The organism is Paraburkholderia ribeironis, from assembly GCF_900019265.1.
Lineage (GTDB): Bacteria > Pseudomonadota > Gammaproteobacteria > Burkholderiales > Burkholderiaceae > Paraburkholderia > Paraburkholderia ribeironis.
In genome coordinates this window covers 1-14,548 of the sequence record NZ_CYGX02000068.1, presented here as the reverse complement: position 1 = coordinate 14,548, position 14,548 = coordinate 1, and the positions used below count along the sequence as shown (strand labels likewise).

The following is a 14,548-nucleotide window of genomic DNA, read 5'->3' as shown; positions in this document are numbered from 1 at the left end:
GTGGACAAAAAAAGAGAGCGTCGAAACGCCCTCTCTGACACGCGTGCCAATCAACGCGGACTCGAGTCTCAGACCGCTACGTCTTCCGTTGCATCGTTGAACGCGGCTTCGAAGAAGCGTTCCTGCGCATCCGCATTGGCGCGAGCGTAAGCGCGGTTGATGCCGCTGATCGCCGCACGAATCGAAGCCGTCACCAGATTGGCATCGATGCCGACGCCGAAGGCGCTGCCGGCCACATCGGTGCCGGCCATTTCGGCGACCGCGATTGCGCGCGCATCGGCGCCCTGGGTCAACGCGCGTTCTTCGTAGTGCTGAATTCGCACGGGGGTGCCCATCGCGTGCATCAGCGCGTCGAGCGGACCATTGCCTGCACCGCTCAGCACGCGCCGCGCGCCGTTGATGTCGACCGTGAGCCTGATATGCTCGCGGCCGTCGCGCTCGGACAGGCTATGTCCAATGTAGCGGACCGGTTCGGCGGTGCGCACGTATTCCTGCTGGAACAATTCCCAGATCTGCGCGGGCGTGACTTCCTGGCCGCTGTTGTCGGTAAAGCGCTGCACGGCCGAGCTGAAATCCACCTGCAGGCGGCGCGGCAACACGACACCATAGCCCTGTTCGAGCAGATAAGCGATGCCGCCTTTACCCGACTGACTGTTCACGCGAATCACCGAATCGTAAGTGCGGCCGAGATCGCTCGGGTCGATCGGCATATAGGGCACTTCCCAGATCGCGTCCGGCTTCTGCGCGGCAAAGCCCTTCTTGATCGCGTCCTGATGCGAGCCGGAGAACGCGGTGAACACCAGATCGCCGACATACGGGTGACGCGGATGCACCGGCAACTGCGTGCACTCCTCGGCGGTGCGCGCGACTTCGTTGATGTTCGAGAAATCGAGCTCGGGATCGACACCCTGCGTGTACAGGTTCAACGCGAGCGTGACGAGATCCACGTTGCCGGTGCGCTCGCCGTTGCCGAACAGACATCCTTCGACACGATCCGCGCCCGCCATCACCGCGAGTTCCGCTGCCGCCACGGCTGTGCCGCGGTCGTTGTGCGGGTGAACCGACACGATCAACGAATCGCGGCGCGCGAGATTGCGGTGCATCCATTCGATCTGGTCCGCGTAGACGTTCGGCGTGGCCATTTCGACGGTGGCCGGCAAATTGACGATCGCCTTGTGCTCGGGCGTCGGCTGCCAGATGTCGAACACGGCGTCACACACTTCCTTCGCGAATTCGAGTTCGGTGCCGCTGAACACTTCCGGGCTGTACTGCAACGTGAAGTGCGTTTCGGGCGCGGCGTCGGCCAGACGCTTCATGGTGCGCGCGGCGTGTTGTGCGAGTTCCTTGACGCCGCTCTTTTCCAGGCCGAACACGATCTTGCGGAATTCCGGCGCGGTCGCGTTGTACAGGTGGACGATCGCACGCGGCACGCCACGCAACGATTCGAAGGTGCGTTCGATCAGATCGTCGCGGGCTTGCGTCAACACTTCGATCGTCACGTCGTCGGGGATATGGCCGCCTTCGATCAGCTCGCGCACGAAATTGAAATCGGTCTGCGACGCCGACGGAAACGCGACCTCGATTTCCTTGAAACCGATCTGCACCAGCGTCTTGAACATGCGCATCTTGCGCTGCGCGTTCATCGGCTCGAACAGCGCCTGGTTGCCGTCGCGCAGATCGGTGCTCATCCAGATCGGGGCGCGCGTGATGGTGCGCGACGGCCACTGGCGGTCCGTCAAATTGATGGGCTTGAACGAACGGTACTTGGTAGCAGGGTTTTTCAACATTGTCATCATCCGGGGTTGAGACCAGCAAGCGGGTAGTCGACCGGACGACGAACAAGCGAAACTGGGCCGCCGGTCGGAAACCGGGGCTGGGTCAGTTACTGGGGATTCAAGCGGTGCTTCGGTGTATCAGAGGGAAGCGCGCAGCAGCAGACCTAGCCCGGTAGAGCGGGCTAGTAGTAGCGATAGGGTGGTCTGGGCGCGGTACATGGTGCGCAATAGGAACACATTATCGAGACGGCGTCAAGCGCCGCCGTCGATCCATGCGCGGGCGGCCTCGGTTCAGCGCCGCCGCGTGCGGGTTCGTCGCGCACGCGGCAGCGCACCGAGCCGTGCCGGCTCAGATGCCGAAGACGATCCGCAGCGTATCGTTCTGCGCGATCACCGACGCGCCGATCGTCAGCAGGATCAGCGGCAGCAGCGCGGTGCCGTAACGCCGGATCGGCGCACCCAGCAGCGGATGCTCGACGAGCCAGACCGCGGCGGCGCACCACAGCCCGATCATGACGATGAACACGAGTGAGATGAACGCGCCCTCACCGGGTGAATGGCTGGCATACAGCGGCACATACACGGCGAGGTTGTCGGAGCCGTTGGCAATCGCCACGCTCGCCACGGTCCAGGCGGACGAGCCGGAGGGGGCGCGGCCGGTAGAGTGCGCGCTGGCCATATTGGCTGCCTCGGCTGCGTCTATGGGTTCAGGCGTTTCAACTGCTTCAGCCGATGCGTGTGTCCCTGCACCGACGCATGCTCCATCCCGCGCGGTTTGCTTGTGCTGCGCATTGCCTGGACCGAAGCGCTCCCACGCCTTGCTCAGCCCCACACCGATTGGCAGCAGGCCGAGCAAGCCGATATAACCGGCGGGCAGACGCGTGAGTAGTGCCGCGAGCAGAAGCGATCCTGCAATCAGGATCAGCGAGCCCGCATACTGCCCTGCGATCACGCGACGCCGCCGCCTGCCTCCCGCTTCAGCGAGAAACGCGAGCAACACGAACAGGTTGTCGATATTGGTGGCGGCGTAAGCCGCGATCGCGAGCAAGGCGAGGCTGAACATGAGCGAAAGCTGGTCGATACGGAGCGGAAGAAATAACGCCGCGGTTCTCGGGAGGCTAGCCGCAAAGGCAGCAGCGTGCCGATGATGTAGCGGCCGGTCAACACGATGCCGACGCGAACCGCCGCGGTCAAGCAGTCGCTGCATCGGGCACGACGCCAGATGCGCTCGACACGGCAGACGCCACGCTTCGCTCGACTCAGCCGGCGCAGCTCCGATGTCGATTGACCGGGCCGTAAGCTACAATTGCCGACGGCTTGAATAACGGAACATCAATGAAGATTCGGATTCTTTCAATCGCCTGCCTCACGAGCGTTGCCGCATTGCTGGCGGCCTGCACAGCCGTTCACAGGAACTCGGGCGCATGCGAGCAGTTGATGCGAAGCAAGCTGGCCGACACGTCGTCGGATACGCTGAGGGTCGCCCACCGGGCGGCCGCCATTCGCGGCTCGCGGGTGGTGATCGAAGGATCGATCGAGCATGTGATGACGGCTTCCGAGGTGTCGGCCGCATCGGCTGGGCAGGCGGCGTCGGCGCCGGATGAGGTCGCGGGCAAGCGGGCGGCGGGTGTCGCAGCAGGCGATGGTGCAGCCTCGGCGGTGCAGGCATCGGGTGTTGATGCGTCATCGCACGGACCGGTCAAGCCGAAGACTGTCACGCTGCCGGCGGCCGCCGAGTGCACGTTCCACGGTGAGACTCTGGACGTATTCCGCTGGTTGGCACCGGCCAGGCTGGCCGAGCCGGTCGATGGAGCGGCCAGCGAAGCGGCTGAATAACACGCCACTTCGACCGTGCAACGTTTGGCTGGCGAATGCGTCGGTGCAAAGGCTGCGCGGTATTTCGACCAGTGCCTCGCGGGCGCCATGCGGCTAGCCGCACGACGCCGTGGCCCGCGAGTGCGCGCTAACTCACACGCATCACCGAGCCGGTGACCTGGTACCTCGCCTCATCTCACGTCGCGAGCACGCAGTCGCTTACTGCATACGCATGCATCACATGCGGTGCATGACCCGCACGGCGCTATCTCGCCACCGGGACTCAGCAGCCCCGGACCAGGATCAAGCCACCGCTTGTGTCGGGCGCCACAGAACGTGAAAACTGTGCCAAGTAAGTGAAAAACTGCTGCCGCAGATAGTGAAAAAAAATCTGGCTGCTACTGAAAAACAGCGCACGGGAGGTCCGGACGCTGTCTTTGGTGCACAGTTTAAAAGCGTCGCTGCGCGTCGCCGGCGACAACGGTAGCTGCTACGTTGTCGGACTCGTCGGGCGGCTGTCGACCCTCACCAGCCAGTCGAGAATACAAGACATCGGACCGTTTTCGTTGAGGAAGCGGTCGTTCACTATCCCGAAGCTGAATCGGCCCGCTTCGCCGTGCCGTACTACCGTTGCTCCCCTCGCATCGACCCTTCGAACAGGACGGGACTGAGCCACACTTCGAACGCTCGTCAGTCGTTTGGGTACAACCTCAAGCTGCGCGTGGTCGGATCTTCGTTACGCGCGGCGGTCTTCACAGGAGTCTCTAGTGTGGAAAGCGTTAAACAGGTTACAGCCCGCGAGTTGTTGTGGCCTGACTGCGATTCGCAAGACACGTGGCAAAATGGTCGTTGCCAGCGTGTTTGGGAGAATTTATCGTGCGGGTCCTCGTCATCGAAGACGATGTCAGCATCGCGACCAACCTCTTTGACTATCTCGAGAATGCGGGCTACGAAGTCGATCTGGCATCAAGTGGGCCCGCCGGGCTGCAGCTCGCGTTGGCCGAACCATGGGACGTCATCCTGCTCGATCTTGCGCTGCCCGGAATGGATGGGTTGACGCTGTGCCGCAAGCTGCGCGAGGAAGCACATCGCGACACACCGGTGCTGATGTTGACGGCAAAAGACACGCTCGACGACAAGCTCGCCGGTTTTGTGCACGGCGCCGACGACTATCTCGTCAAACCATTTTCGCTGAGGGAGGTTGGTGCGCGAGTCAGCGCGCTGATCAAGCGTTACAAGGGCAACGTGACGGCAGCCACGCTTCGCTGCGCGGACGTGCAGTTGGATCTGACGACATTGGCCGTCGAACGGGCGGGCCGTTCAATCAAGCTGTCGCCAAAATGCCTGCAGTTGCTGCGCGTCCTGATGCAGTCGCCAAACCGCGTGTTTAGTCGGACGGAGCTGGAAAACGAGGTGTGGGGCGAGCAGCTCCCGGACAGCGATACGCTACGGACGCATGTTTACACACTGCGTCGCGCATTAGCCACTCCAGGTGAAGGGGATCTGATCGAAACGGTACACGGGCTTGGCTACCGCTTTATCCTGAACGATGCCCATGCGTCATAGCCTGCGCTTCAAGGTCGCGCTTGTCTTTTCCGCACTGACGACCCTCCTGCTCGTCGCCCAGGCCTTGGGTGTCAAGACACTCGCGGAAGCGCAGGAAGAGAAATTGATTGCAGCGCTGATTCGTGACGACATCGCCAACGTGCTGCAGGGTTACCGGGCCAATCCAGCACTGCTACCGCCGTTCGACGTACGCCTGAACGGATACGTGTCTGCTGCGGACCAGCCACCCGTAGCGTTGCCGCCCACAACCCGGGAGCTGCCCGTTGGCACGCACGAGATCGTTCTCGACGATCGCGAAATTCACATCGCAGTCGTACCGTTCGGCACCGGCCGTCTGTATCGTGTCTACGATTTCAGCGTCTATGAGAAGCAATTCAGGAAGGTGATCAACGTGTTGATGGCCGGAACGGGTGTCTTCGCGCTGCTGACCATCTGGCTCTCATATGGCCTGTCGGGCCTGCTGGTGCGCCAGGTAGCGGGACTCGCGCGGCAGGTAAAGGCGCTCAGGCTCGGCGGATCGATCCCGATCAATCCCGGCAAATACGATGAAATCGAACTCGTAGGGCTCGTCGAAGCGTTCAACGACTATCACGGGCGCATGGCGGACATGATCGAACGTGAGAAGGAGTTCACCGGCAATGTCAGCCACGAACTGCGTACGCCCCTCACTACCATCAAGACGAGTTGTGAACTGCTCGAGGAGGACCCCGCGATAGGCGCGAAATCCCGCGTCCGGCTTCGGCAGATCGTCCGCGCGGCAGACAGCATGCGCGAACTCGTCAATGCGCTGCTTCTGCTTGCCCGCGAAGAGTCAACGCAGGATGTCGAGCCGGTTCGCCTCACGCGCATGATAGAAACAGCGCTGGCACCATTTGCCGATCGTCTTGCCAGAAACGGCGTCAAGACTGTGATCGATATGGACAGCAACGTTCACATTGCAGCGAACCGCTCAGCGCTCGCCATCGTGCTCTCGAACCTGACTGACAATGCGGTCCGCCACACCAGCTCCGGACACGTGCGCTTCTCCTATACGGACGGCTGGCTGCACATCGGGGATTCGGGCTCCGGCATTCCGGCGCACGCCCTGCCACACGTGTTCGACCGGTTCTATCAGGCACGCCCGGAGCAGCCTTCGGATCGCGGTATTGGTATTGGCCTTGCGATCGTGAAAAAGCTCTGCGACCGGTACGGTTGGTCGATCGAAATGCATAGCGAACCGGACCGAGGCACATGCGTCTCGCTATGCCTTCCGCTCGCCAGCCCGGGCAGTGTGTGGCCAGACGCCCGTCCCGCATCTTCTTGACGAAAATTTCACAACCGGTTGCGTAGCATCGGGGTCTGGAGCCGCCCGGGCGGGCGGCAGCGAGACCCATGGATGCCCCAATGCGCCGAGCGCTGCTGATTGCCCTCACCCTGCTGCCCGGTTGTGCGACATACCAGGCACAGCCGATCGTGCCCGACCAGATAGCCCGGCAGTTCGAAGAGCGCTCGCTTGCGAGTGACGAACTGCACGCGTACCTCGTCCGCGAACTCGGGCATGACGTTCAGTCGTGGCCGCCGGTGCGCTGGAACCGCGAGTTGCTGTCCCTGGCGGCCTGGTATTACAGCCCGGCGCTCGATCTCGCGCGTGCCCAGTGGGGCACCGCCAAAGCCGGCGTCGAGGTTGCCGACGCAATTCCCAACCCCGTGCTGCAGTTGCCATTCCAGTACGCCACGCCCAACCCTGGTCCGGGGGCACCCTTCATATGGGGTCCGGCGCTCGACATTCCGATCGAGACCGCGGGCAAGCGCGGCTATCGCGTCGATCAGGCCTCACACCTGTCGGAAGCGGCCCGTCTTGCGATCGGCAACGAAGCGTGGAAAGTCCGCGCGCAGGTTCGCGACGCTTTGCTTGCGCTGTATGCGGCGCGCAAGCGCAGCGTAGCCCTGTCACACAAGGCCGACGCCGGACAGCAGATCGTGCAGATGGTCGTGAAGCGCCGCGCGGTTGGCGAAAACTCGCGACCGGACGTCGATGCAGCGGTACTGGCAGCAACTCAGGCAGAGGCCGATCTGGCCGCAGCACGAAGCGCGGAACAGGACGCGCGAGCGCAATTGGCGGCGGCGATCGGCGTGCCGGTATCAGCATTCGATGGCATCTGGCTTGACCTCGACGAGTTCGACGCGGTGCCACCGGCACCACCGGCTGCCGATGCACAGCGCGATGCGATCTTGCATCGCGCCGATCTGCTCGCGTCACTTGCAGAATACGCGGCGGCAGAGTCGGCACTCCAGCTCGAAGTGGCCAAACAGTATCCGGACATCCACCTCGGCCCAGGCTACACGTACGACACGGGCACCCACAAGATCGGATTCGGACTTGGGGGCATCACATTGCCGGTTTTCGACCAGAACCAGGGCGGCATCAAGCAGGCCGAGGCGAAGCGCCGGGAGGCCGCCGCGCGTACGGGGGCCTTGCAGGACACGATCCTCGGTGATCTGGATCACGCGCTCACGCGTTATCGGTCGAGTCTCGATTCCGTGCAGCTTTCGCAAAGGCACGTTGCGACCGCACGGCGTCAGCTCGACAGTCAGGCGGCAGGCTTTGCCGCCGGCAACACGGACCGCCTGACCTTCACGCAAGCCAGAGCAGATTACGAGGCGAACGTAATCGCACACCTGGACGCCGTGGTTGCGGCCCGCCAGGCGGCCGGTGGGCTTGAGGACGCGATGCAACGGCCCCTTGAGCCCGAGGCGACAAGAGATGAGTCCCTGACCGAACAGGACATACGGCGATGAAATACCGGTTGCTCTTCTTTTGCGCCGTCACAATCGCGCTGGCTGCCGGCGCGGGCTGGTACATCTACCAGACGCTCTACCGGAACCCGTCGGCGTCGCCAGCGACTGCACGGGCAGCACCTCAGCCCACGGTACAGACGGTCAACGGCGAAACCGTGGTGGTCCTCAGTCCCGACGTGCAGCGCGCGAGCCATATCGAGGTTGCGCCGCTCGTGCTCACCACTGCGCAGCCTGCGAGCGCTGCGTGGGCGACCGTCGTCGACCTGCAGCCGCTCTTCGACCTGCATAACCGTCTGGCCGCTGCGCGGGCCGATCTCGATACCCTCACGGCCCAGAGCGACAACTCGCACGCGCAGTACGAACGCAGCCGCGTGCTGTTCGAGGACGACCGCAACATATCCCAGAAGAGCCTGCAGGATGCGCGGGCCGCCATGCAGGGCGATCAGGCAAAGCTGCAATCGGCCACTGCGACGGTTGGCGGGCTGGAAGCAACAATGCGCCAGCAGTTCGGCGATGCGCTCGCGAGCGCGTCGATGGCGCCGGCGTCCGACCTGTTCCAGCGCCTGCTGTTGGGCCGCATGGTCGTGGTGCGTGTCACATTCCCCGCAACGTACAGTGGACCCGCGCCCGCGCACATCACGATCGATGTCCCGGCTGGCCAACCAGTGCCGGCACAGAAGCTCTCGGCTTCGCCGCTTGCCGATCCATCCGTGCAGGGCAACCCCTGGTTCTATGCCGTTGATCACTTGCTGCCGGTGGGCACGCGTACCAGCGTGAACGTGCCCTCGCCGGCTCCCGGCGCCCAGGCGCTCGCCATTCCGGAGCAGGCTGTCATCTGGTATGGCGGACAGACATGGACCTACGTGCAGACCGCTCCCGATCGCTTCACGCGACGCTACGTGCCGGCAGGCAACGAGCACGAGCGCGGCTTCGTTGTGACCTCCGGGTTTCACGCCGCAGACCGGGTCGTCACTCAGGGCGCCCAACTGCTGCTGTCCGAGGAACTGAAACCCCAGGGCATCGCGACGGCCTGCAAGGACCCGCCCGAGTGCGATGACTGATCCGCGACTCGACAGGCAAGACACGAATCCAACGACTGCCCATGCTCAACGCAATCATCCGGTTTTCGCTGCGCTTTCGCGGCGTGATCTATGCGCTCGCCGTCATCACGGCCGGCTACGGTCTCTATACGCTGACCCGCGCGAAGCTCGATGTGTTTCCGGAGTTCGCTCCGCCGATGAGCATCGTCCAGACCGAAGCGCCGGGGCTAACCAGCGAACAGGTCGAGACGCTCGTGACCCAGCCGCTCGAGAATGGCCTCGGCGGCATGGTCGGACTGCAGTCGATGCGCTCGAAGTCGATGCAGGGCCTGTCCGCCATCACGCTGGTATTCGATGCCCACGCGAACGTGATGCAGATCCGGCAGCTGGTCTCCGAGCGGGTCAATGCGCTCGCGGCAACGCTGCCAGCCGGCGTCATGCCACCGCGTCTCCTGCCGCTCACGACCACGACCAGTGTCGTGCGCACCATTGGCCTGACGTCGAAGACGCGCTCCCTGATGGACCTCTACGACGTCGCGCAGTGGACTGTCAGGCCACAGCTGTCGAGCGTGCCTGGCGTGGCGGATGTGATCGTGTTCGGTGGCGACATGCGTCAGCTGCAGATCCAGGTCGATTCCGCGAAGCTGATGCGCTACACCCTGTTGATCCAGGATGTGATTTCCGCGGCACGCGTATCCACGGGCGTGCGGGGTGCAGGCTTCATCGAGAACGACAATCAGCGCATCGCCGTCAACGCCGACGGCCAGATCACGACACCGGAGAAGCTCGCCGGTATCGTGCTGCGCTGGAGCAACGGCGCGGCAGTCCGTCTGGGTGACGTCGCAACCGTCACCTGGGGCAGCGCGCCTGCCGTGGGTGCGGCCTCGATCATGGGCCAGCCCGGCGTGATGCTGGTGCTCGAAAGCCAGTACGGCACCAACACGCTGGCGGTCACGAAAGACATCGAGAAGACGCTCGTAGCGCTCAGGCTCGTCCTCGCGAAGCAGGGAGTCGACCTCAACGCGAACGTGTTCCGGCCGGCCAGCTTCATCGACGCCTCGATCGGCCACCTGCGCATGGCACTGCTTGTGGGCGCTGTGCTGGTCATCGCGGTGCTGTTCCTGTTCCTGCTCAATGTGCGCACGGCAGTCATTTCCGCCGTCGCTATTCCGCTGTCGCTGCTCATCGCCATCATCGTGCTGACGTCGTTCGGCGTGAGCCTGAACACGATGACGCTCGGCGGCTTCGCCATCGCACTCGGCGAGGTGGTCGACGACGCCATCATCGATGTCGAGAACATCTACCGGCGGCTGCGGCTAAACCGGAACCTGCCAGCGCCGATGCCCGCGTTTCGCGTGGTGCTGCGCGCCTCGTTCGAGGTGCGCAGCGCGGTGGTGTTCGCCACCTTCATCGTGATGCTGATCTTCCTGCCGGTGCTCACGCTCTCGGGCGTCGCCGGCAAGCTGTTTGCGCCACTCGGCGTCGCCTACATCCTCGCCGTGCTGGCTTCACTCGGCGTGGCCCTTACGCTCACGCCCGCGATGGCACTGGCACTGCTCGTGCACGGTCCGTTGCCGGCACACGAACCGCGTCTGATCGCCCGCCTGAAGGCCCGCTATGTCGCGCTGCTGATGAAGGTTGAGCAACGGGTAAAGACGGTCATGGCCGTCGTCGCGCTGATGTGCGTTGCGGCGCTGGGAGCGGTGCCGTTCATGAGCGGCAATTTCATCCCGGAGCTGCGCGAGGGGCACTACATCGTGCACATGGGCCTTACGCCCGGTACGTCGCTCGCCGAATCGATGCGCATCGGCACCCAGGTGTCGCACGCGCTAATGCAGGTCCAAGGCGTGCGTCTTGTCGCGCAGCGCGCGGGCCGCGCCAATGAAGTCGTCGACCCCGCTGGCGTGCAGCTCTCCGAGTTCGAGGTCGATCTGGAGCCGATGAGCGCGTCCGGCCAAAGCTGGGCGCTCTATCGCATCCAGCAGGCGCTCGCGCGCTTTCCGGGGCTGACCACCTCGGTCAACACGTTTCTTGTCGAGCGCATCGACGAAACGATTTCGGGCGTTACTGCCCCAGTGGTCGTCAACGTGTTCGGCGACAACCTCGACGTGATCGACCGCAAGGCTCAGGAGATCGCGCGCCTTCTCGGGACAATCCACGGCGCGGCAAGCGTGCGGGTGGAGTCACCTCCCGGCATTCCCGAACTGGAAGTGAAGCTCAAGCCCGACCAGTTGAACCGCTGGGGCTTCAGGCCGGTGGAGGTGCTCGACGCGATCCAGGCGGCATACCAGGGTACCACGGTCTCTCAGATCTACCAGGGCAGCCGAACGTATGACGTCGCCGTGGTGCTTGACCCTGCGGCACGTGCCACGCTCGCCGGCGTCGGCGCGCTGATGCTGCGCAACCCGGACGGACTGGCCGTGCCGCTGCATGAGCTCGCGGCGATCCGTCAGGTCTCGGGCCGCTACCAGATCACGCACGATGGCGGCCGGCGCATGCAAACGGTGTCCGTCAATCTCGGTAGACGCGCTGTGAGCGATTTCGTGAAAGAGGCAGAGGCGCGCGTGAATCGCGAAATCGTCATGCCGCAGGGGACTTACGCCGTATTCGCTGGCGAAAGCGAAGCGCGCGCGCAGTCGCAGCGCGACCTGTTCGCGTACGGCGCCATGTCGCTGGTCGGTATCGCGCTGCTGCTGTTCCTCGCGATGAAAAGTCGCCGTGGCGTGCTGCTGGTGATGGTCAACCTGCCGTTCGCACTGGTGGGCGGTGTGCTAAGCGTGGTGCTGACGGGTGCGAACCTGTCGCTCGGCAGCATGGTGGGCTTCGTCACGCTGTTCGGCATTTCGTTGCGCAATTCGATCATGCTGATCAGCCACTACGAGCATCTCGTGCACGTGGACGGTCTGCCGTGGAGTCCCGACACAGCCGTACGGGGTGCATCGGAACGGCTGGTGCCGATCCTGATGACCGCGCTCGTGACCGCGTTGGCGCTGCTGCCGCTTGCAGTGACGAGCGGCGCGGCCGGCAACGAGATCGAGGGGCCGATGGCAATCGTGATCCTGGGTGGCCTCATCACGTCGACGGCACTCAACCTCATCGTGCTGCCCACGCTCGCGCTGCGCTATGGGCGCTTCGAGCGTGATGTGCTTGTCGAATCCGGCGTCGCGAATGCCTGACGCGTCTGGCCATATCAGGACTCCAGTGGGAACCATCATGCACGCGTTGCTTAACAGTATCGGCGCACACCGCTGGATGACACTCACCGTGGTGTTCTCCATCGCCTGCGCCGCGTCGATCGCCATCGTCGGCATGCCAGTGCCGGCCGGCATCGTGAAGCTTGTCGCGGGAGCGCTGATCGGTCTCGGCCTAGATGCGCGGATCACGCTGGCCGTTGCCGCACTGGGCGCGATCGCTGGCGACAGCATCAGCCATGAACTGGGCCGCAGATACCACGATGAAGTCCAATCATGGTGTGTACGGAGGGGACACCATCCGCCCTGGCACGTGGCAAGCAGTTCGCTCGTCATCGGCCTTCGCACTCATGCCATGGTGGATCTTTTATCCCATCAACATTGCATCGGCGCAGGCACAGTCACCAGCCTATATCGCATGCACGGAGTCGAAGCGTGGCACAGCATACGGTTGCGAGAGTGTCTTCAGGCAGCACAGCGATTCCCATTGACCGCAATAGGTCGTAGAGCGGTGTTTGCAAATCTTAGCTGAACGGCTGAATCTGGCCGATCACCGTCGAATGCAAACCGCATACATGCGCAGAATCCGGCAAGACCGTGATCCGGCAGCACGCGACCCACTGCCGCCGTTCGGCCTGGTGCCGCCTCGACGGCAGGTTCCAAAGGTGCAACGGCCGTTCGGTTAGCCACGTCGGAGGGAGCGTGATCGGCCGGAGCGCCAAAACCAGGCCCAACCGACGGCAGTCGTCGTTGCGCCGATCTTGCAACGGTCCCTTGCACCAATCGCTTTGAAGAATCGCCAGAGCACTCAGGGGGCGTACCCTTTCGGTACCGGCGGCGGGGAGTAGGGCTTGTAGTTGGCAGGTGGAGTCGCGGGCGGCGCCGCAAGCATCTGGCCATACACCGGGACCCGGTGTCCGCGCGCGTACATGCACTGGATGTAGGCGGCATCGTATTGGTACTGTGCGCCGTATCCTGAGTCGCTTGAATGACTGGGACCGACCGCCGAACTGCTCACCGCCGCCGTGTTGGAGGCTTGCTGCGAGTTCACGCCGCCGACCTGGCCGAGCGCAAACTGGCGGCAGTCGTGGTCATCACTGCGAAACTGGTCGAACGTCTTGGTACTGCCCGGGAGCGCAATCACGCTGGGGCCCGACGGTATCGCCGTACAGGCGGCCACAACGAGCGCGGCGGCCATCAGGAGGGGAACTGAACGCGGCTTCATCAGTACCTCCGCACTACGGCGACGGCTGGGCCGGTACCGTTTGCCAGCCGCCTGGACAGTCCTTGATGTACGGGTAATAGCCACTGGGCTGGTCGCATCGGTACCACCACGCGTTCGCCGACGCACCGTCCGACCCATCGCCTTGCTCGATGTATTGCGCCGCGTATTGCGCCGCGGGCACGTAGTAGCCGGGGTAGGAATCTGGGTATGGCCAGCCGTAGTATGGATATCCCCACCAGCCCGGCCAGCCGCCGCCTACCACGAAGGTCACATGCCCGTGCCCATGGTGAAAACCGTCATGGTGGAAAAAGCCATCATGACCGTGAAAGCCTCCACCGTGCATGCCACCACCGCCACCGTGACCGCCGGCCAGCGTCGGACCGCCCGCAGCCATCGCTGCCACTGCCACTAGTGTCAAGGCAATCTTGCAAAGCCTGCGCCCGTTCATGATGTGTCTCCCGCCTTCCTGCCGCCGCCGAGTCACTCGGGACCCGCGCCGGACCGTCCTCCTGTATCGTTTAGTTTGTTCAGATCCCCGTGCACACCCCTTTGTACTGAAAACCAGATTGACGCATCCAGCGCCGGCTACGGGGCCACCGAAAATGAGGCGTTACTACTATTACCGGCAAGGCACGCGGCGGAGTCTGCTGGTATGACGCTCCGCAATATCGTAAACGGCTGACGGGTCGGATTTATTCCGTCAACCAGCCCAGACTTCCCATCGTGCTTTCACGAAATATCAGCGGATGGAGGAGTATCTCGAATGATTCTTCCGGAACGCCTCGAGTCGGCAGCGACTGGTCGACTTACTGCCTTGACACAGATGCAATTTTTAAGTGGGCGGGACAGTAAGAGCTACCGCAGGTTGCTTGACACTGCTTCCGGTAATCCAATACGACGCAGACTCCAGGTGGAACCGTGTAGTGGTCAAGTTGTTTCGCGCAGGCAACCAGGTTCTTTCACTGTCGAATTCGCCTGCGTAGGAAGCGGACACCAGATACCCAGAGTTGAGTGCAAGCGCACCGGGGGAGACCCGTTCCGGTCGAGGAAACTCGCCATTTAGAGTGCAAAAGTCCGTTGTCCGGGGCGGAGCCGACGCTCGAATGTCTGTGTGGAAGGACGAACCAAAGTCCGCTCCTGGCCGAGGCCGTGTAAAAA

11 protein-coding genes are annotated in these 14,548 nt (G+C 63.3%); 7 read left to right on the top strand and 4 right to left on the bottom strand.

Annotation, left to right across the window (positions count from 1 at the left end):
- Positions 1 to 68: 68 nt before the first annotated feature.
- Both leuA and BN2475_RS26520 read right to left on the bottom strand, forming a co-directional pair.
- Complete coding sequence (gene leuA / locus BN2475_RS26525; protein ID WP_094782441.1) at positions 69 to 1,787, bottom strand: 2-isopropylmalate synthase; 1,719 nt, start codon at positions 1,785 to 1,787, stop codon at positions 69 to 71.
- A gap of 337 nt (positions 1,788 to 2,124) precedes the next feature.
- On the bottom strand, positions 2,125 to 2,838 hold the full coding sequence (locus BN2475_RS26520) for a cadmium resistance transporter (RefSeq protein WP_094782431.1): 714 nt from the start codon (positions 2,836 to 2,838) through the stop codon (positions 2,125 to 2,127).
- A gap of 272 nt (positions 2,839 to 3,110) precedes the next feature.
- On the opposite strand from BN2475_RS26520, the gene BN2475_RS26515 reads away from it, so the two are divergent.
- From BN2475_RS26515 to BN2475_RS26485, 7 genes are all read left to right on the top strand, one after another.
- Entirely contained in the window at positions 3,111 to 3,611 is a 501-nt protein-coding gene (locus BN2475_RS26515) for a hypothetical protein (RefSeq protein ID WP_094782430.1), read from the top strand.
- A gap of 855 nt (positions 3,612 to 4,466) precedes the next feature.
- A complete protein-coding gene (locus BN2475_RS26510; RefSeq protein WP_094782429.1) occupies positions 4,467 to 5,156 on the top strand; it encodes a response regulator transcription factor in 690 nt (229 codons plus the stop codon).
- Positions 5,146 to 6,459: a sensor histidine kinase gene (locus BN2475_RS26505; RefSeq protein ID WP_094782428.1), complete on the top strand. Its 1,314-nt coding sequence runs from the start codon at positions 5,146 to 5,148 to the stop codon at positions 6,457 to 6,459. Before BN2475_RS26510 ends, BN2475_RS26505 begins: the two co-directional genes overlap by 11 nt.
- An 80-nt stretch (positions 6,460 to 6,539) precedes the next feature.
- The gene (locus BN2475_RS26500; RefSeq protein WP_094782427.1) at positions 6,540 to 7,934 is read left to right on the top strand and encodes a TolC family protein; all 1,395 of its coding nucleotides are present in this window, start codon (positions 6,540 to 6,542) and stop codon (positions 7,932 to 7,934) included.
- Positions 7,931 to 8,995, top strand: a complete 1,065-nt coding sequence (locus BN2475_RS26495; protein WP_094782426.1) for an efflux RND transporter periplasmic adaptor subunit — start codon at positions 7,931 to 7,933, stop codon at positions 8,993 to 8,995. Before BN2475_RS26500 ends, BN2475_RS26495 begins: the two co-directional genes overlap by 4 nt.
- Before the next feature lie 41 nt (positions 8,996 to 9,036).
- Positions 9,037 to 12,150, top strand: coding sequence for an efflux RND transporter permease subunit (locus BN2475_RS26490; RefSeq protein WP_094782425.1), 3,114 nt, complete (start codon positions 9,037 to 9,039; stop codon positions 12,148 to 12,150).
- Positions 12,151 to 12,187: 37 nt separating this feature from the next.
- Positions 12,188 to 12,697 (top strand): DedA family protein, encoded by a 510-nt coding sequence (locus tag BN2475_RS26485; RefSeq protein ID WP_143325913.1) that lies wholly within the window; start codon positions 12,188 to 12,190, stop codon positions 12,695 to 12,697.
- A 276-nt stretch (positions 12,698 to 12,973) separates the two neighbouring features.
- Here BN2475_RS26485 and BN2475_RS26475 read toward each other — a convergent pair whose 3' ends face one another.
- Complete coding sequence (locus BN2475_RS26475) at positions 12,974 to 13,390, bottom strand: glycine zipper family protein (RefSeq protein ID WP_094782422.1); 417 nt, start codon at positions 13,388 to 13,390, stop codon at positions 12,974 to 12,976.
- Positions 13,391 to 13,403: 13 nt separating this feature from the next.
- A complete protein-coding gene (locus BN2475_RS26470; protein ID WP_094782421.1) occupies positions 13,404 to 13,838 on the bottom strand; it encodes a hypothetical protein in 435 nt (144 codons plus the stop codon).
- Between the last annotated feature and the right edge of the window lie 710 nt (positions 13,839 to 14,548).